Origin of the sequence: Rhodococcus sp. 06-1460-1B, assembly GCF_002258475.1 — a bacterium.
In the GTDB taxonomy this organism is placed as follows: Bacteria; Actinomycetota; Actinomycetes; order Mycobacteriales; family Mycobacteriaceae; genus Rhodococcoides; species Rhodococcoides fascians.
Genome location: NZ_NOYS01000033.1, coordinates 77148 through 95319 on the forward strand (window position 1 = coordinate 77148; position 18172 = coordinate 95319).

General features: G+C 66.5%; 22 protein-coding genes. 4 read left to right on the forward strand and 18 right to left on the reverse strand.

Annotated elements, in window-relative coordinates:
* Genes CH268_RS18610 through hemL form a run of 3 tightly spaced genes read right to left on the reverse strand, consistent with a single transcriptional unit; the run spans nucleotide 1 to nucleotide 2617 of the window.
* On the reverse strand, nucleotides 1–591 hold the full coding sequence (locus CH268_RS18610) for a TlpA disulfide reductase family protein (protein ID WP_032365225.1): 591 nt from the start codon (nucleotides 589–591) through the stop codon (nucleotides 1–3).
* Nucleotides 584–1246, reverse strand: a complete 663-nt coding sequence (locus tag CH268_RS18615; protein WP_027498332.1) for a histidine phosphatase family protein — start codon at nucleotides 1244–1246, stop codon at nucleotides 584–586. Before CH268_RS18615 ends, CH268_RS18610 begins: the two co-directional genes overlap by 8 nt.
* Before the next feature lie 51 nt (nucleotides 1247–1297).
* Nucleotides 1298–2617, reverse strand: coding sequence for a glutamate-1-semialdehyde 2,1-aminomutase (hemL, locus tag CH268_RS18620; protein ID WP_094665515.1), 1320 nt, complete (start codon nucleotides 2615–2617; stop codon nucleotides 1298–1300).
* Between the two features lie 117 nt (nucleotides 2618–2734).
* Here hemL and CH268_RS18625 point away from each other — a divergent pair, with 117 nt between their 5' ends.
* A complete protein-coding gene (locus CH268_RS18625) occupies nucleotides 2735–3241 on the forward strand; it encodes a pyridoxamine 5'-phosphate oxidase family protein (protein WP_032365223.1) in 507 nt (168 codons plus the stop codon).
* Here the strand turns inward: CH268_RS18625 and CH268_RS18630 are convergent.
* Genes CH268_RS18630 through CH268_RS18645 form a run of 4 tightly spaced genes read right to left on the reverse strand, consistent with a single transcriptional unit; the run spans nucleotide 3238 to nucleotide 7000 of the window.
* Nucleotides 3238–3801: a hypothetical protein gene (locus CH268_RS18630; RefSeq protein ID WP_052061314.1), complete on the reverse strand. Its 564-nt coding sequence runs from the start codon at nucleotides 3799–3801 to the stop codon at nucleotides 3238–3240. The genes CH268_RS18625 and CH268_RS18630 overlap by 4 nt on opposite strands.
* A gap of 53 nt (nucleotides 3802–3854) precedes the next feature.
* Nucleotides 3855–4544 (reverse strand): dethiobiotin synthase, encoded by a 690-nt coding sequence (bioD, locus tag CH268_RS18635; protein WP_094665517.1) that lies wholly within the window; start codon nucleotides 4542–4544, stop codon nucleotides 3855–3857.
* Nucleotides 4541–5674: an 8-amino-7-oxononanoate synthase gene (locus tag CH268_RS18640; RefSeq protein WP_094665693.1), complete on the reverse strand. Its 1134-nt coding sequence runs from the start codon at nucleotides 5672–5674 to the stop codon at nucleotides 4541–4543. The genes bioD and CH268_RS18640 overlap by 4 nt, the downstream gene beginning before the upstream one ends.
* A 39-nt stretch (nucleotides 5675–5713) precedes the next feature.
* On the reverse strand, nucleotides 5714–7000 hold the full coding sequence (locus CH268_RS18645) for an adenosylmethionine--8-amino-7-oxononanoate transaminase (protein WP_441346984.1): 1287 nt from the start codon (nucleotides 6998–7000) through the stop codon (nucleotides 5714–5716).
* Between the two features lie 84 nt (nucleotides 7001–7084).
* Between CH268_RS18645 and CH268_RS18650 the strand changes: the two genes are divergently transcribed.
* The 3 genes from CH268_RS18650 to CH268_RS18660 are packed head-to-tail and all read left to right on the forward strand — an operon-like array spanning nucleotide 7085 to nucleotide 10695.
* Nucleotides 7085–8431 carry a serine hydrolase gene (locus CH268_RS18650; RefSeq protein ID WP_094665519.1) on the forward strand — a complete coding sequence of 449 codons (1347 nt, stop codon included), beginning with the start codon at nucleotides 7085–7087 and terminating at the stop codon, nucleotides 8429–8431.
* A 46-nt stretch (nucleotides 8432–8477) separates the two neighbouring features.
* Nucleotides 8478–8684, forward strand: a complete 207-nt coding sequence (locus CH268_RS18655) for a hypothetical protein (protein ID WP_027498338.1) — start codon at nucleotides 8478–8480, stop codon at nucleotides 8682–8684.
* A 43-nt stretch (nucleotides 8685–8727) separates the two neighbouring features.
* On the forward strand, nucleotides 8728–10695 hold the full coding sequence (locus tag CH268_RS18660; RefSeq protein WP_027498339.1) for an acyl-CoA dehydrogenase family protein: 1968 nt from the start codon (nucleotides 8728–8730) through the stop codon (nucleotides 10693–10695).
* Between the two features lie 14 nt (nucleotides 10696–10709).
* Here CH268_RS18660 and CH268_RS18665 read toward each other — a convergent pair whose 3' ends face one another.
* From CH268_RS18665 to CH268_RS18715, 11 genes are all read right to left on the reverse strand, one after another.
* Nucleotides 10710–11507, reverse strand: coding sequence for a cyclase family protein (locus tag CH268_RS18665; RefSeq protein ID WP_094665521.1), 798 nt, complete (start codon nucleotides 11505–11507; stop codon nucleotides 10710–10712).
* Entirely contained in the window at nucleotides 11507–12682 is a 1176-nt protein-coding gene (locus CH268_RS18670) for a PQQ-dependent sugar dehydrogenase (RefSeq protein ID WP_094665523.1), read from the reverse strand. The genes CH268_RS18665 and CH268_RS18670 overlap by 1 nt, the downstream gene beginning before the upstream one ends.
* A gap of 85 nt (nucleotides 12683–12767) precedes the next feature.
* Nucleotides 12768–12971 carry a heavy-metal-associated domain-containing protein gene (locus CH268_RS18675; RefSeq protein ID WP_094665695.1) on the reverse strand — a complete coding sequence of 68 codons (204 nt, stop codon included), beginning with the start codon at nucleotides 12969–12971 and terminating at the stop codon, nucleotides 12768–12770.
* A 21-nt stretch (nucleotides 12972–12992) separates the two neighbouring features.
* Nucleotides 12993–13274 carry a metal-sensitive transcriptional regulator gene (locus CH268_RS18680; protein ID WP_027498342.1) on the reverse strand — a complete coding sequence of 94 codons (282 nt, stop codon included), beginning with the start codon at nucleotides 13272–13274 and terminating at the stop codon, nucleotides 12993–12995.
* A gap of 16 nt (nucleotides 13275–13290) precedes the next feature.
* Nucleotides 13291–13542 carry a hypothetical protein gene (locus CH268_RS18685; RefSeq protein WP_255182444.1) on the reverse strand — a complete coding sequence of 84 codons (252 nt, stop codon included), beginning with the start codon at nucleotides 13540–13542 and terminating at the stop codon, nucleotides 13291–13293.
* Entirely contained in the window at nucleotides 13539–14027 is a 489-nt protein-coding gene (locus CH268_RS18690; RefSeq protein WP_027498343.1) for a hypothetical protein, read from the reverse strand. The genes CH268_RS18685 and CH268_RS18690 overlap by 4 nt, the downstream gene beginning before the upstream one ends.
* Nucleotides 14017–14457 carry a hypothetical protein gene (locus tag CH268_RS18695; RefSeq protein ID WP_027498344.1) on the reverse strand — a complete coding sequence of 147 codons (441 nt, stop codon included), beginning with the start codon at nucleotides 14455–14457 and terminating at the stop codon, nucleotides 14017–14019. Before CH268_RS18695 ends, CH268_RS18690 begins: the two co-directional genes overlap by 11 nt.
* 35 nt (nucleotides 14458–14492) lie before the next feature.
* A complete protein-coding gene (locus CH268_RS27945) occupies nucleotides 14493–14666 on the reverse strand; it encodes a hypothetical protein (RefSeq protein WP_155288423.1) in 174 nt (57 codons plus the stop codon).
* Nucleotides 14667–14747: 81 nt separating this feature from the next.
* Nucleotides 14748–15386: a hypothetical protein gene (locus CH268_RS18705; protein WP_255182445.1), complete on the reverse strand. Its 639-nt coding sequence runs from the start codon at nucleotides 15384–15386 to the stop codon at nucleotides 14748–14750.
* Nucleotides 15383–16357, reverse strand: coding sequence for a porphobilinogen synthase (hemB, locus tag CH268_RS18710; protein WP_027498346.1), 975 nt, complete (start codon nucleotides 16355–16357; stop codon nucleotides 15383–15385). Before hemB ends, CH268_RS18705 begins: the two co-directional genes overlap by 4 nt.
* Nucleotides 16358–16450: 93 nt before the next feature.
* Nucleotides 16451–18013, reverse strand: coding sequence for a uroporphyrinogen-III synthase (locus CH268_RS18715; RefSeq protein WP_027498347.1), 1563 nt, complete (start codon nucleotides 18011–18013; stop codon nucleotides 16451–16453).
* Nucleotides 18014–18172 lie beyond the last annotated feature (159 nt).

Here is an 18172-nt window from a genome sequence, read left to right on the forward strand (position 1 = left end):
TCACGGCTGCACAGGCTCCTCGGCTGCCACGCGCTCGACGACGGGCTGCAGGTCCTCGACGAGCAGTTCACGCAGGAACACTGCGGCCACGCGGTGCTGTCGATCGAGCACGATGGTCGTCGGAATGACAGAGGTCGGAACGCCACCGAGCGCGGTCAGGGTGCGCATCGGCGGGTCGTAGATCGAGGAGTACGTGACGTTGTTGCTGACGACGAAATCCTGTGCTGCGGTCTGTGATTCGTCGCGCACGTTGATGCCGAGGAATTCGACGCCGGAGGCCTTGGTGGCCTCGTAGACCTTCTCGAGGTCGTCCGCTTCTCCGCGGCACGGTCCGCACCACTGACCCCAGACGTTGAGGACGACGACGTCACCCTCGTAGTCCGACAGCGAGGTCGTCTTGCCCTCGGTCATCAGGTCGGGCCCGGAGAGTTCGCCGAGTGCGCCGCGGTCGGACGGCGGATCGTAGAAGATTTCGGTCTTTCCGCCGGGCGAGACGAACTGGAAGGTTCCGCCCTGAGCAACCGCGTCGGTGCCGGTCGAACAGCCGGCGACGAGGGCCACAGCGGCAATCGCAAGCAGTAACCTACGCACCGGTGATCCTCGGGTCGGATGCTCCTGCTGGCTCGGAGTAGACGAGATCGACGAGCTGATCGCCCTCGTAGACCAGTGACGTCAGCGACGCGAGTCCACACTGGCGATTGCGCGGGTCGTGCCAGAGCCGGTCGCCCTGGAGGAACCGGCGCAGCGTCCAGACCGGGAGTTGGTGGCTCACGCAGACGGCCTCGTGCCCGACGGCTGCGACTCTGGCCGCGTTGACGGCGGCGAGCATGCGGTGCGCGATCTGCAGATACGGCTCGCCCCAGGACGGGGTGAACGGGTCGCGCAGCTTCCACCAGTGCCGAGGCCTACGCAAGGCTCCATCGCCGACGGCAACGCGCAGCCCCTCGAACTCGTTGCCCGCCTCGATAAGGTTCTCGTCCTCGGACACCGTCAGGCCGTGGGCTGCCGCGATCGGGGCAGCAGTCTCCTGGGCGCGTTGCAACGGCGACGCGACGACGTGCGTGATGTCGTGACCGGCGAGCGCATCTGCGACGGCCTTGGCCTGGGACTGGCCGGTGACCGACAGCTTGAAGCCGGGCAACCGCCCGTAGAGGATGCCCTTGGGGTTGTGCACCTCGCCGTGCCGGAGGACGTGCACGATGGTGCGCGTCGTCGAGTGCGGGTGTGTTGCGGGGGCCTCGGTCACGTCGGGGTCCTGTTTCTCGCTAGTCGGGTGGTGATCACTTCTGAGTGGACGTCACAGTGGTGCTACAGCGGCTGCCGCAGCCTTCGCGGCAGCCGGGGCCGCGTCGGCGATGATCTCGAAAGCTCGGTCGTCGAGCGCAGCCGAGACGAACCATGCCTCGAATGCGCTCGGCGGCGGGTACACCCCGCGAGAGAGGAACGCGTGGAAGAACGCCGGGTAGCGCCACGTCTGGGCAGCCTTGGCCTGCGCGTAGTCGGTGACGGGTCCATCGGCGAAGAACACACTCACCATAGTGCCCGCGAACTGCACGTGGTGGTCGACGCCTTCGGCGGTGAGAGCGTCGCCGAGCAGTGTTCCGAGTCGCTGTGAGTTGGTCTGCAGCTTCTCGTAGACGGCGGCGTCGGCCAGTTGCAGGCTCGTCAGACCGGCAGCGACGGCGACGGGGTTACCGCTGAGGGTGCCAGCCTGGTACACCGGCCCGGCCGGTGCGAGGTAGGCCATGACGTCCGCGCGGCCACCGAATGCTGCGGCCGGCAGCCCGCCGGACATGACCTTACCGAAGGTGTAGAGGTCGCCGGCGACACCGTCGATGCCGTACCAGCCTGCGGCGCTGACACGGAATCCGGTCATCACCTCGTCCATGATCAGCAATGCGCCGCGCTCGGTCGCGAGTCGGCGTAGTCCCTCGTTGAAGCCGGTGACCGGCGGGATCGCGCCCATGTTGCCCGCGGCCGCTTCGGTGATGATGCACGCGATCTCGCCGGGATTGGCGTCGAACGCGGCGGTGACGGCGTCGAGGTCGTTGTAGGGAACGACGATGGTGTCCGACGCCTGAGCGCCGGTCACTCCGGGTGACGTCGGCAGTCCGAAGGTGGCCAGTCCCGAGCCCGCGTCGGCCAGCAGGGCGTCGACGTGGCCGTGGTAGCAGCCGGAGAATTTGAGGATCTTGGTGCGGCCGGTGAAGCCGCGCGCCAGACGCACCGCGCTCATCGTGGCCTCTGTGCCCGAATTCACAAGGCGAACCTGGTCGACGGGGCCGACGCGGCGCACGATTTCCTCGGCGAGTTCGATTTCGCGCTCGGTGGGTGCGCCGAACGACAGTCCGGTTGCGGCCGCCTTCTGGACTGCCTCGACGATGGCCGGATGCGCGTGTCCGTGGATCATCGGACCCCAGGACGAGATGAGGTCGACGTAGGACTTCCCGTCCGCGTCGGTCATCGTGTATCCGCTGGCCTGCGTGATGAAGCGTGGAGTGCCGCCGACCGATGCGAACGCACGCACCGGAGAGTTGACGCCACCTGGAATCACTGTGCTCGCGCGGGCGAAGAGTTGGGCCGATACGGGGGCGTCGTTGCCGTCAGGAACAGTCACGACTTCCAGTGTCCCAGGTTCTGCGAAATCACCAACTACAGGGCGTAATAATCACCGAAACGGGGAGTCGGCCTGGTTTCGGCGATTGAAGACCCCCGCCCCGGGTATTTACTTTCGATGACAAACACCGATGGCGTCACCAAGGTCGCCGAATTGATGTCCGAAGCCGGACTGTGCATGTTCACCACCGTGGGCCGGGACGGCCACCTCATCTCGCGTCCGATGGCATTGCAGGAAGCGGAGTTCGACGGGGACCTGTGGTTTTTCGCAGCGCAGGACTCCAGAAAGGTACGCGACATCGCCGCCGACCCGACGGTCAACGTCTCGTTCCAATCCGGTCAGGGCTGGGTGTCACTGTCCGGTACTGCTGCGGTCGTCGAGAACAAGGCCAAGGCGGAGGAGCTATGGAATTCTCGGGCGGCCGCGTGGTTCGAGAAGAACCCCGATTCGCGTGAGGTCGCTCTGATCCACGTGGCCGCCGAAGGTGCCGAGTACTGGTCCACCCCGGGCTCGAAGGTGTCGACCCTGCTGGCCTACGCCAAAGCGAAGGTCACCCACGAGCGTCCGAACCTGGGCGAGAACGACGTGGTCGAACTCGAACTGCCCAATACCTCGACGAGCTAGTTGCGCTCGTGCCGGGCCGCCGTCGGGGGCAGGTCCGGATTACCGGTCACGCCATGCTGTCCTGCCTCGGACCGGTCGGCACTCGCGTTCCGATCGACAGTCGCATTCCGATCGGCACTCGCGTTCCGATCGACAGTCGCGTTGTGCTGCGCACCGAAGTCCCGATCCGCGCCCGCGTCGCGGCCGACGTTGTGGTCACCGGTCACCTTGCGGTCGCCCTTCACATCCGGATCGATGTGGTTCGCGCGCTCGAACTGTGAGTTCACTTCGTCGCGTGATGCCGCCGCGACTCCCTGGTGAGACTGGGCCTGCTGAGCAAGTTTCTCTGCCTCGGCAGCTTTGACGTCCGCCTCCGCCTGGGCGCGACGTGCCTTGGCCTCGCTCTCGCGGGCCTGCAGTTCACGCTCCTCGACGACGGTCGCCTGATCGGCCGCCTTCTCGCGAAGGTGGTTCGCTTCCAGCCTCTTTCGCTCTTTGCCCTTGCGTGCCACAACCAGGGCGACGGCAACGACCAACACTACGACTACTACTGCAACGATGATCCACACTGCGGTGCTCATGATGGAACTCCCGATCTGTTCCGACTGCCGAAGTGGCAGACGTTCCGAGCTGGTTACCCGAGTAATGAGCCGGCAAACTCGCCGAACATCGTCCAGGCGAGCGCACCGAAGTCCTTCTCGTCCAGCGCGGCGGCCCCGTTCGGCACACACGCCAGCAGCTCGACGCCCGTCACGAGCGGCAACTCCTCCACGTTGACCCGCGCCGCCAGATCGGGTTCGGCCGGCCACGATCCGATCACCAGGCCCGCACATGCCACACCCGCTGCGCGCACCGCGGCGACGGTCAGCGCGCTGTGGTTGAGCGTCCCCAGCTCCGCCCCTGCCACGATCAGGACCGGTGCGCCGACGGCACCGGCGACATCGAGTGCAGTGAACCCGCCGGCACCCAGGCGCACCGCTACCCCGCCCGCACCCTCGACCACGACGAGATCGTGGGCCTCGTCGAGCACTCGCACCGCGTCGACGACGTGGTCGAGTTCGAGCATCGACCGACCCGAACGGCGTGCTGCGACGTCGGGCGCGAGTGGCTCGGGGTACCGCGCCAGCTCGATTCCGCGGACTCCCGAAAGACGTTCCACCACATCCATATCCGACTCGTCCAGGCCGTCGTCACCGACTCCGGTCTGCGCCGGTTTGCACACCGCCACCGTCCGTCCATGTGCCCGGGTTGCGCCCGCGAGCGCCGCGGTCACCACGGTCTTGCCGACGCCGGTCGACGTTCCGGTGACGAGAAGGACCGTCATCCCGACACCGCCGCACGCAACACCGTCGAGAGAACGGACGTGGCACGGTCGATATCGGTGTCGCCGAGGTCGGCGCGCGCGGTCAAACGCAGCCGAGATGCGTTCGCGGGAACCGACGGCGGCCGAAAGCACCCGACGCGCACGCCCAGGTCAAGACACTCCCCGGCCGCGCGGACGGCACGCACGGCGTCGCCGAGTACTACCGGAACCACCGCCGACGCCGTCGGCGAAACACCGGCGGCCACCGCCAATTGCCCTGCCCGCCGACCGATCGCGGCGACCCGATCGGGTTCGCTGCGCAGCACCGCCAGCGCTGCCGATGCCGCGCCGACCGCGGCCGGGGCGAGCGCGGTATCGAAGACGAAGCTGCGCGCACTGTGCAGTACCTGGTGCCGTACCGACGCCGGCCCGAGCACCACCCCGCCCTGCGATCCGAGCGCCTTGGACAGCGTCGCGGTGATCACCAGGTCCGGCAGTCCCGCCACACCGGCGTCGTGCACGGCACCGCGCCCACCGTCACCTCGGACGCCCAGCCCGTGGGCTTCGTCGACGACCAGAACCGCGTTCCATCTCCGGCAGGCCGCGTACAGCTCGTGCAGCGGCGCGAGGTCGCCGTCGGCGCTGAAGATCGAGTCGGTCACCACGAGCGCGCGGGGTTCCGTTCGTTCGCGGAGTAACTGCTCGACGTGCTCGACGTCGCGATGCCGCGCCACGGCCACCCGCGCCCGAGACAGACGGCAGGCATCGATCAACGACGCGTGCGACGCGGCGTCCGAGATCACGACGGAGTCGCGGTCGGCGAGCGCGGTGACGACTCCGAGATTGGCGGTGTAGCCGGACGAGAAGACCAGTCCGGTCTCGGCACCGACGAAGTCGGCAAGGTCCTGCTCGAGCTGTTCGTGGGCGGTGGTCGTGCCGGTGACCAGTCGAGATCCGGTGGACCCGGCGCCCCACCGACGCGTGGCCGCGCAGGCCGCATCGACGACGTGCGGATGTCGAGACAGGCCGAGGTAATCGTTCGACGCCAGGTCGAGTGTCGAATCCTCGGGACTGCGAGCGTGGACGACGCGCTCGAGCCCGGCCGCGCGACGGTCGTATGCGGCGGCGTCGAGCCAATCGAGTGCACTCATGTCCACGACCATACTTGAACAGTGTTCAAGTATGGGTGTTCAAGTATGGTCGCGCGCCACCGCCACCATGGCGTCGGCAATGGCTGCCACATCGGCATCGGTACAGACATACGGCGGCATCGCATAGACCAATCTGCCGAACGGCCGCAGCCAGACACCTGCGTCCACGGCGACGGCCGTCGCACGTGCCATGTCGACCGCGCCGGTCAGTTCGATCACCCCGATTCCGCCGAGCACGCGCACGTCGGCCACGCCCGGGATCGACCGGGCCGGCTCGAGCCGCTCGGTCAGCACGCCTGCGACGGCGGCGACCTCGGCGCGCCAATCGCGCGAGAGCAGCAGCTCCACCGACGCCACCGCGATCGCGCAGGCCAGCGGATTGCCCATGAACGTGGGCCCGTGCATCAGACCGCCCGCCTCACCGCTCGACACCGTCTCGGCCACCTCGGTAGTGCACAGCGTCGCCGCCAGCGTCATGTAGCCGCCGGTCAACGCCTTGCCGACACACATGATGTCGGGTGCGATGCCCGCGTGATCGGCGGCGAACAGCTCACCGGTGCGGCCGAACCCGGTGGCGATCTCGTCGAAGATCAACAGCACGCCGTACTCGTCCGCGAGTCGGCGCAGTGCGAGCAGCAGACGTGCGTCGTGGAAGCGCATTCCGCCGGCACCCTGCACGATCGGCTCGACGATGATCGCGGCCACGTCGTTCGCGTGCGCCGCGAGCACCTGCTCGAACTCGGCGACGTAGGCGGCAATACCCGCCGTATCGGACGCGGCGGGTGGCGCGGGCGCGAACACCTGCTGCGCCAGCACACCGGTCCACAACCTGTGCATCCCGCCGTCCGGATCGCAGACACTCATCGGCGCGAACGTGTCCCCGTGATAGCCGCCCCGCCACGTCAGCAACTTCGTACGCCCGCTCTCACCCCGCCCACGCCAGTACTGCAATGCAATCTTCACCGCGACTTCGACGGACACGGACCCGGAATCTGCGAGGAACACCTTGTCCAGCCCGGCCGGCGTGATCGAGACCAGCAGCTCCGCCAATCGTGCCGCCGGCGCATGAGTGAGGCCTCCGAACATCACGTGACTCATGCGGTCGAGCTGGTCTCGCGCTGCCGCGTCCAGCACCGGATGCCGGTAGCCGTGCACCGCCGCCCACCACGAACTCATGCCGTCGACGAGTTGGCGGCCGTCGGCCAACGTCAGTCGAACCCCGGACGCGCTGTCGACGACCAACGGTGTCGTCGTCGACGGAAACCCGCTGTAGGGATGCCAGAGATGCTCGGTATCTATTCGACGGACGTCGTCTGAAGTCAGCACGCCAGAGCACACTGCCACAGCACCCGACCGGCCGTACCGAGACTGGGCGGGTGGCGAAATGTCCGAATCCTTTAGCATTGCGACATGACGACGCGCACCGTGACGAGACTGGCGGGGGTGGTCGTGGCCGTAACTCTGACGATGTCCGCCTGCGGGGGACCGTCCGAAACGCCGACGCCCACGACCACCACGGCACCGGCGTTCGCGATCGACACCTCGACGCCGCTGGGCGCGATCAACGACCGAATTCTGCAGTGGATCAACGCCGACGCCGCCCCGGATCCGGCGGCGGTGGACGCCGTCACCGGCGCGGAGCTGGCGGCAGCACTCGAGCCGATGGGCGGGCTCGTCACCCCTCTCGAGCAGTTGCGCGCCGGGGCGCCGAACGTGGCGACGGGTTTCGAGGCCGGCCCGGACAGCGCCGTTCTTCGCTTCACCACCGCCGGCATTCCGGCCACGATCACCACCTCCCTCGGTGCCGACGGCACGCTCGACGGCATACTGGCCAGTCCGGAAACTCCGAAGATCTCGTCCTTCGACGAGCTCGATGCCGCCCTGTCGAAGGTGGCTCCGAATTACTCCTACAGCGCGTCTCGTCTGAACGGCGGTGAGTGCGAGTCGGTGTACTCGGTCAATGCCGACGCGATGCTTCCGCTGGGATCGGTGTTCAAGCTGTACGTTCTCGGGGCGCTGACCGACGAGATCGAGGCGGGCAGCGTGCGATGGGACGAGCAGCTGACCATCCGCGACGAGAACAAGAGTGCGCCATCGGGTGAGCTGCAGAATCGCCGCGACGGCACGACGGTGTCGGTGCGCGAGGCCGCGGAGAAGATGATCTCACTGTCCGACAACACCGCCACGGACCTGCTGATGGAACGCCTCGGTCGGGGCCGCGTCGAGGCTCAGCTCGCCACGATGGGTCATCACGATCCCGCGGCGATGACGCCGATGATGGACACCCGACAGTTCTTCGTCATCGGGTTCGGGAATCCGAATCTTCGTTCCGAATGGGCGGACGCGGACGCCGACGCTCGCGAGCAGCTCCTGAAGCAAGCCGATTCCCGGCCGCTGGACATCGACTTCGAGAATTTTCTCGACAACCCGGCATCGGCCGACGGCGTGGAGTGGTTCGCCAACGCGCAGGACGTGTGTGCGGCCGTGGGGTACCTGGCGACCGGCCCGTCGGCGGAGGAGAACCGTCGGATCCTGGCCATCACCCCGGGTGTGCAGCTCGATCCCGCTCGGTGGCCGTACTCCGGCTTCAAAGGCGGAAACGCTCCTGGCGACCTCGCCGCGGCGTTTTTGACAACCGACGCCTCGGGGCAGGACTGGATCGTCACCGAGCAGTTCCGGGCGGACGGTGCCATCGACCTGATCCCGTCCAGCTACGCGTTCCTGGTTGCGCAGGAAGCTTTTGCTCTGTTGAAGTGAGTGGGATTTGTAACACCGGTGTTACCGCTGGATTACACTCGTGTTCGTGGAGGCACAACACGAACCGGCTCAGCAGGCGTGGCCGACGGGCTTCAAAGAGTTCCTGGTCTGCGAGTTCACCGACTTCAGTCCCCTGGTGACCAGGGCCATGGAGGACAACTGCGCGTCGCTGTTCCACGACGGTCCCTACGGCAGATCCGGGTTCTGGCGGACCTTCCGGGCCGTGTTCCGAGAATTCGTCTGGCCGGTCTGAAGTTCCGGGCCTCACGGGCCGCGGCAAAAGGTTACCGTCGAGTATGGCAACCACAACGGATCACCTTCGGAACACTCTGGACGGCCGCTGGCGTGATGTGAAGAACGAGGCGCGCAAGCAACTCGCGCGCGACGAGTTCCGCCCGCATTACACACCGAACACCGTCATCGCCCGCACCAAGGCGCTCGAGCAGCTCAAGCTTCTCGCCGCGGCCGGGGCTGCCGACAACGGATTCAAGAAGGAACACGGCGGTACCGGAGACGTCGGTGCCGCGGTGACCATGATCGAGATGCTCGCGATGAGCGACCTGTCGTTGATGGTCAAGGCCGGGGTCCAGTGGGGACTGTTCGGCGGTGCCATCGAGAACCTGGGTACCGAGCGGCACCACGAGGCGTACGTACCGAAGATCATCAACCTCGAGTTGCTGGGTTGCTTCGCCATGACGGAGACCGGACACGGCAGTGACGTGCAGTCTCTCGAGACGACCGCGACGTACGACCCGAAGACCGACGAGTTCGTGATCAACTCACCCACTCCGTCCTCCCGCAAGGACTACATCGGTGGTGCCGCCGAGACTGCGACCGTCGCTGCCGTCTTCGCGCAGCTGATCACCGCAGGGCCGGGCGAGGAGCCCGAGGGCCACGGCGTGCACTGCTTCTTCGTACCGCTGCGGGACGAGAACGGCGACGATCTCCCCGGCGTGACGACCTCGGATTGTCAGTACAAGGGCGGACTCCCCGGCGTGGACAACGGCCGACTGATGTTCGACCACGTCCGCATTCCGCGGGACAACTTGCTCAACAAGTACGCCGACGTCTCTGCCGACGGCACGTACACCTCCCCCATCGAGAATCCGTCCAGGCGGTTCTTCACGATGCTCGGCACGTTGATCCGCGGGCGCGTCACCGTCGGCGGCAGCGCTGCGGCCGCAGCTCGTGTCGCCCTCGACATCGCGACGCGATATGCGTTGCAGCGCAGGCAGTTCGCTGCCCCTGGTTCCGATCAGGAAGTGCTGATCATGGACTACCTGGTGCATCAGCGTCGACTCTTCCCGCTCATCGCCAAGTCGTACGCTCTGCAGTTCGCGCAGAACGAGCTGGTGTCGAAGATGCACGAGCTGCAGACTGCGGACAACCCGGATGCCGAGGAGCAGCGTGAGCTCGAGTCGCGTGCCGCCGGCCTCAAAGCCGCCAACACCTGGCACGCCACTGCCGCGATCCAGGAGGCGCGCGAGGCATGTGGCGGCGCGGGCTACCTGGCCGAGAACCGGCTGATCTCACTCAAGGCCGACACCGATGTGTTCACCACCTTCGAGGGCGACAACCACGTGCTCACGCAGTTGGTGGCCAAGGAACTGCTCACCGCGTACGCCGACGACGTGAAGTCGATGAGCCCGGTCGAGTGGGTCAAGTTCGCAGCCGACATGGTCGGCGATCGCGTCGTCAAACGCACTGCGGCGCAGGCGATCATGCAGACCATTCTCGATCGGCGTCAGGACAACGAAGAGGAGGGGTCGCTGTTCAACCGCGGCACCCAGGTCAAGATGTTCGAGGATCGTGAGGAGTATCTGCTGTCCACGGTCGCGCGCCGTCTGCAGTCGAAGTCGAAGGAGAGCAGTTCGTTCGACGCGTTCAACGCGGTACAGGACCACGTCCTGCACGCTGCGAGCGCCCACATCGACCGCATCATCTTCGAGGCCTTCATCGCCGGTATCGAGTCTTGTGAGGACGCGACCACCAAGGACCTGCTCGAGGAGGTCTGCGATCTCTACGCCCTGTCGGTGATCGAGGACGACAAGGCCTGGTTCATCGAGCATCGCTACCTGTCCACCGAGCGCTCCAAGGCAGTGACTCGCGCGATCAACGAGCGGTGCCGCACCCTGCGTCCGCATGCGGAGTTGCTGGTCGACGGCTTCGGTGTGCCCGAGGCTCTCGTCGGTGCCGCGATGCTCGGCGAGCCCGGAGCGGGAACCGAGGAAGAACCGGCCGGAAACCCCAGCCACGCGCACTGACGCGTAATCGGGGTTCAGCCGGGAGAGATCGCGAAGACCCGGCAGGGACCACCGGTCGCGCCCGCGTGCTTCGGTGCGCCGACGACGACCGTGGCCCCTGTCGGGGGCACGGCATCCAGATTCGCCAGTGCCTCCACTCCGTATCGGCCTGCGCCGAGTACCGCTGTGTGCGCTGGATAGTCGCGGTCGCTCATCCGATCGAGACTGAGCGTGTCTACCCCGATTCCGACGACGTTGCGCTCGCGCACCAGCATCCGTGCCGCGTCACCGCCGAACCCGGGTGCGGCACGTTCGGCGAGCCGGTCCTGCCATCGACTGTGCATGACCACCAGTGCGCGATCGGGTATCCGTCCGTGCTCGCGCTCCCACCGGGCGATGTCCTCGGTCGTCACGACCGATTCCGGATCCGACGCGGCCCGCGCGGAGATGTCCAGCACGACCAGCGGGGCGATCAGGTCTTCCAGCGGCAGGATGTCGGCCGTCGCACCGCCGCGCACTCGATGCGCGGGGGCATCGATGTGCGTGCCCGTGTGCTCGTAGTACGAGAGCTTGTTGACGAGGAAGCCGCCCAACTCGTAGGCGGCGACCGGGTGCATCGAGAACGGTTCGTTACCCGGCCACACCGGAAACGTCGGACTCAACGTGTGCGTCAGATCGATCAGTCGACCTGCGGGGATCACCGCTGCGACCGCCGGTGCGGCGCGTGCAGCACCGCCGGCCGCGACCGTCAGAGCAGCTGCCCCCAACGACCCGAACAGCGCCCTACGTCCGATCCTGCGGTGAACAGACTCGACGACCTCGGGGCCGCACATCAGTCGGCAGCAGGGGTGACGAGAAGAACCTTGTCGTCGGATCCGTTGTCCGTGGTGAGCAGGAAGGCTCCGTCGCTTCCGAAGCTGGTGAGCGAGCGCAGCCGACCGTAGGTACCCACCAGGGCGTCGGCTTCGTCGACGTAGTCCGTGCCGTCCTCGGACAGCTTGAGGAACACGAGCTTCTCGCCCTGCTGACTCGACACCACTGCGGAACCGTTCCAGGAACCCCATCCCGCGCCGTTGGCGAACGTCAGGCCGGGCGTCGCGATAGTGGGGCTACCCGAACTCCACACCGCCGCGCGGGCCCCGGGCACCCGGGTGGGATCGGTCATCGGCACCGACTCGTCGTAGACGAACGGCAGCCGATCCGGCCGGTAGCCGTAGTTGCCGCCGGGGACCAGTAGGTTGAGTTCGTCGTCCCTGGTGGTTCCCTGCTCCACCTCGTAGATGTCTTGAGTGCCGGGCCGTATCGCGAGCCCCTGTACGTTCCGATGACCGAGCGTGAAGACACGTCCGGGTGCATCGGCCGCCGCCGAGCCATCGGCGTTGATGTGCAACACCTTGCCGCCCAACGAGTTTCGATCCTGCGGCACCGACGGCGACGCGGTGTCGCCGGTGCCGATGTACAGGGTGCCGTCGGGGTGGGCCAAGATGCGGCAGCCGCCGTGGCGACCACCGTCGGCGACGGGGATGTCGTCGACGAGAGTGCCGGTGCGCGTCAACTCGGTCCATGCGGAGTCGACGGTCCACGACACCACGGCGATATGGTTGTCGGTGCCCCCGCCCGCACTACCGGTGCCCGCACTGCCGGCACCTGTTCCCTGACCCTGCACGCCCTGGCAGGTGTAGATGGTTCTGGATGTGGCGAAGTCCGTCGCCAGTGCGATGCCCATCAGGCCTGTCTCGCCCGACGCGTAGAGATCGCCTAGATCCGCGTCGAGCTCGCGAGTGGCACCGCCGACATCACGAATGACGAATCGCCCCGCTCGCTCACCGGTCAGCACCGTCCCGTCGGGGGCAACCACGGCATCCCACGGTTTCGCGAGCCCGTCGAGCACGGTGGTGACTGTCAGGTCGGGCAGTGGATCGGCCTGTGCCGTCGCGCCCGTCGAGCATGCCAGCGTCAGGAAGACGCTGGCGGCGAGTACACCGGAACTGGACACCAGCTTGTTCATCCACACTCCTGACGACGATCGGCCACCAGCCCGATATGACCGGTATCACACGATCATAAACACACCGAGGAGATGGCCGACGCAGTCAGGACGCGATTCGGTAGCCGGCTTCTTCGATCGCGGCGTCGACGGCAGCAGCGTCGAGTTCCGCGTCACTGTTGATCACGACGGCTCCGGTGTCGACGTCCACATCGACGCCCGTGACGCCCGGAACCTCGGACACTTCTTCCTTCACCGACGCTGCGCAATGCGCGCACGTCATACCCTCGACGGAGTAGGTCGTCTGCATTTTGTTGCCTCCCATGTCTGGTCAGGAACGTACGAGACGCGCAATGGCCTCGGACGCCTCTTTGACTTTGGCGTCTGCTTCGGGCCCGCCCTGCCGGGCGGCGTCGACGACGCACCCGGCGAGGTGGGCGTCGAGCAGCTTCAGCGAGACGGACTGCAACGCCTTCGTCACCGCGGATACCTGCGTGAGAACGTCGATGCAGTACCGGTCGTCGGCAACCATGCGTGAAATGCCGGCCACCTGCCCCTCGATGCGACGCAGTCTTTTCAGCAGGTCGTCCTGTTCGGCGCTGTAGCTGCTCATGCCGTCGATCATACCCCTACCCGGTATGGGAAGGTTCGTCTGTCAGCAGTCGACGGACGCCATCGATGGCAACCAGTCCCCCGACGATCACCGCCAGGGCGGCGACCGCAATCCACGACCCCGAGTAGTAGGTGCCCGTGTACGCCGGAGACACATCGGGAACGGCGGCGAACTCGGTGGTGCGTACGCCTGCCTTCCAGCACACCACCGCGCAGATCACCGCGAATACTGCGAGGACCAGTTCAACCCAGCCGACGGACTTCCTCACACGTACTCCTGCTTCGCCGTCTCGAGTGCGGCGCGTAGACCGTCGTCGTCCTTTGCCCACGCTTGCACCAGACCGCCGCCGACCAGTCGCAGCCCGATGCCGTGCCGTTTGCGCGGCACCCCCGAGAGCTCACCGAGAACGCGTGCGGTTTCCCACTTCTTCGGCTCGTATTCGCCGTCCTCGTACTCGGCAGGCGGGAAGATCTCCGTGATCTCGGCGACGTCGACGGTTTCGGTCCCCTGGCGCAGCTGCCGAGTGGTCAGCTCGACGCTGACATGCATCCGGGCTGCGCGGAGCTGTACGTAGGTCAGTCCGACGAGAATCAGCGAGAACAGCGCCAGGGCGAACCAGTGGATCACCGGTCCCGACGCCAGCTCGACCGCGAGCACCACCAGACAGAACGCGGGGCCCCACAGCAGGGCGCGCCAACGGCCACCGGGCTCGTGGAACAGAACGGGGTCGGTGCCGCCGAGATCATTGCTCACGAACGAACCACTCTCGCGCCGACGGGCGATACACCAGCACCGATGCAACGACCAGTGCGATCGTGATGATCAGCAGCACGAACGGGAAGACGAGCGCGGCGAAGGTCAAGAGCAGCGCGGTGGCCCCGGACAGCGCCACCAACGCCCGTCGGAACCGTCGGTCGCCACCTCGGACGGGGCCCGACATCAGCCCCACTGCCAGGCCGACCACGCCGAAGATGACACCGAGACCTCGGAACACGGTCAGAAAAGAGTCGATCTGTTCGTCGCTCGCACCACCGTCGGTGAACGACGCGCGGATCTGATCGACGGGCAACGTGAGCGCGATCATGCAGACGACGATCAGCATCACTGCCGACGCCAACCACAACCAGTACGCGGTGGAGACCACCCGGGGACGAACCATCGATTCGTCAATGTCAGCACTCACGCTCGACATACTGCCACCGCGCGGTGGCACGGAGTTCAGCCGGCAGAGATTCCCAGCGCCATGATGGCGATGGCCGCCGACACGGCGAGCAGCAGACCGAGCAATGCCCACCCGGGCCTGCCGTTCTCGGCGGGACACGCGTTGCTCTCGGCCGCCGCGATCGACTCCGGGAGGGCACGACTGGGCGGCACCGGAATGTTCTCTGCCATGTTCGATCCGATCACTCGATACGTTTATCGAAAGTGATGGTAGTCACACCGACAGGCTCGGCGCGCGGAACACGCTCGAAATCAGCGCTTCCGCGAGGACAGGAAGTACTCGTTGGATTCCTTGCGGTGCATCAGGTAGATCGCACCTGCAGCGAGCACACCTTGGCCGATGCTCAGCACGCTCATGACGATGTTCATCGCACCAGTACTCGATGCGATCGCGAACAGGTCGAGAATCGTGGTGAACACGGTGATCGAGCCGATGACGGTCAGCAGCATGCGCGCCCACATCTTGCCGGCGCGCATCCGCTTCACCCAGAACAGGAACAACGCACCGAATCCCGCGACGACGAACAGCGTCACGACGAGCATCACCGTCACCATCGACTGCGTGGACTCGACGGTCATGTCCGCCGCCGCACCCTGTGCTGCGAGGTCGTCGAGCAGAGACTGCGCGAATTCCGCGCGTGCGCCGAACAGCGTCCACACCGAGTACAGCGCCGAGATCGCACCGATCAGCGCAACTCCCCACCACAGGTGCCGGGCAGTCTCCACATCCACCGGTGCCGGGCGAGCGGACGGCTCGAGCTCGGGACCGGACTGAGGGAAGCCGTGTTCGAGCTCCCAGCGCTGCCAGTCCGGTTGCAACGGAGGATTGTTCGGCACGTTGCTGTCAGGATTGTTACCGTCCGCGTTGTTGCTCGGAGGAAAATCGTTCACAGCCAGCCCGCCACTTCGGTTGCCCAATAGGTCAGTACGACATCTGCACCGGCGCGCCTGATGCCGACGAGCGATTCGAGGACCGCGGCGTCCCGGTCGATCCACCCGTTCTGGGCAGCGGCGGTGATCATGGCATACTCCCCCGAAATCTGGTACGCCGCAACCGGAACCGGTGACATCTCGGCCACGTCGCGGAGAATGTCCAGATACGACATCGCCGGCTTGACCATCACCATGTCGGCACCCTCGGCAAGATCGAGCTCGACCTCGTGGGTCGCCTCACGGCGGTTGGCCGCGTCCTGCTGATACGTCCGACGGTCGCCCTGCAGCGACGAGCCGACCGCTTCACGAAACGGTCCGTAGAACGCAGACGCGTACTTCGCCGAATACGCCAGCTGCCCCACCTCGACGTGGCCGGCCGCATCGAGTCCAGCACGAATGGCACCGACCTGGCCGTCCATCATGCCGCTCGGCCCGAGCAGGTGCGCTCCGGATTCCGCCTGCGCGACGGCCATGTCGACGTAGCGCAGCAACGTCGCGTCGTTGTCGATCGAGCCGTTCTCGCTCAGCACACCGCAGTGGCCGTGCGAGGTGAACTCGTCGAGGCAGGTGTCGGCCATGATGACCGTCGAGTCACCGAGATCGGCTTTCAGACGGGCCAGGCCCCGGTTGAGGATTCCGTCGGGATCCGTTGCCCCCGAACCATTCTCGTCCTTGTCCTCGACCTTGGGGACACCGAACAACATCACGCCGCCGACACCGGCTGCGACTGCTTCCTCGGCGGCCCTGCTCAGCGAGTCCAGCGTGTGCTGGAACACTCCGGGCATCGAGCTGATCGCGCGGGGCTCGGAGATGCCGTCGGCGACGAACATCGGCAACACCAGATGCCGTGGCTGCAGAGACGTTTCGGCCACGAGGCGGCGCAGTGCCGGAGTGCGGCGAAGGCGTCGGGGACGGTCGGTGGGGAACAAGCGAACCTGCCTCACTTGGTTCGTCGTGCGCGTTGTGCATAGCCGGAGCCACGCACAACGCGCACGAGGCGCATTCAGCGCCTGCGTGACTTCTTACCGCCTGCGTGACTTCTTGCGCGGTGGCGGCAGTGCACCCTCGGCCCGCAGCCGAGCCGCGTGTTCTGCCAGTGCCTCGACCAGCGGTCCGACCTGAGCCGACTCCGGCTGCACGTCCACGCGCAGACCGAACTCGACGGCCGTCTCGGCGGTCTTCGGGCCGATGCACGCGACGAGCGTGCGAGCATGCGGCTTACCTGCGATGCCGACCAGGTTCCGAACGGTGGAGCTCGAGGTGAAGCACACCGCGTCGAATCCACCGGTCTTGATCATCTCGCGGGTCTCGGCGGGGGGCGGCGCTGCCCGGACGGTGCGGTAGGCCGTGACGTCGTCGATCTCCCAGCCGCGTTCGCGCAGCCCTTCGGCGAGCGTCTCGGTAGCAATGTCGGCGCGCGGCAACAGAACTCGATTGACCGGGTCGAAGACCTCGTCGTAGGGCGGGAAGTCCTCGAGCAGCCCGAGTGAGCTCTGCTCCCCCGACGGAACGAGTTCGGGATTGATGCCGAACGAGCGCACCTTGGCCGCGGTTGCCTCACCGACACAGGCGATCTTGACGCCGGAGAACGCACGCGCGTCCAGGCCGAATTCCTCGAACTTCTCCCACACCGCGCGAACGGCGTTGGTCGAGGTGAACACGACCCACTGGTAGCGGCCGTCGACCAGGCCCTTGACGGACCGTTCCATCTGAGCCGGGCTGCGCGGGGGCTCGACGGCGATGGTCGGAACTTCGATGGGGATGGCCCCGTGGGTGACGAGGCGATCGCTCATCTCGCCGGCCTGGTCCTTGGTGCGCGGCACCAGCACGGTCCAGCCGTACAGTGCGCGAGACTCCCACCAGGACATCTTGTTTCGTCCGGAGACGACCTTGCCGACGGTGACCACCAGAGATCCGACGAGCTCGGATCCCGCGTCGTTGAGGGTGGCCAGTGTTGCCTCGACGGTGCGCTGCTGACGGGTGGTGCCGCGCACGGTGATGGCTGCAGGTGTCTGCGGTGCCAGGCCGTGTTCGACAAGGGCACTGGCGGTTTCGGCCAGGTGCCCCGCCGTGGCGTGCAACACCAGCGGGCCGGGAGCAGCCGCGAGTGCAGCCCAGTCGACCTCGCCGCGAACGTCCGCTTCGGTGTGGCCGGAGCCGAGTGCCATGCCTGCGTAACTGGGTACCGCGGAGCCCGAAGGCAGACCGGGCAGCACCTCGAACGGCACGTGAGTGCGGGCCACGGCACTGACCTCGGCGATCACCGAGTCGGTGGTCAGCGGATCTCCCGAGACGAGACGCACCACATCGTGGCCGTTCTTGGCTTCGGCGAGAAGGGTTTTGGCGACCTCGGCGGGCTCGCCCAGTGCCGGGCGCACCTCGACCCCGTTCTCACCCGTCTCGGCATCGCGAGGGACGTCGGCACCGACGAGAGCGGTGACACCCTTGTCGACGTCGGGATCGGTGAAAGCGAGCTCGGCCGCTCCGAGCACTTCCCGTGCCCGGACCGTGAGCAGAGCCGGGTCACCGGGCCCGGATCCCACGAACAGGATCCGTCCGTTGGTGTTCTTGCGGACTGGGCTCATCGGTTGTTCTCCAGTGCTGTCTTGTATGGGTACTGCAGTTCTATCGGGGTTGCGGTGCCCCGTTTGGGAATCAGCCGGGCAGTGGCGATCGACTCTCTTCGCACTACGGGACGGGTCGCCGCGCGTTTGGCGCGTCCGCGAACGGGTGCCGTTATTGCC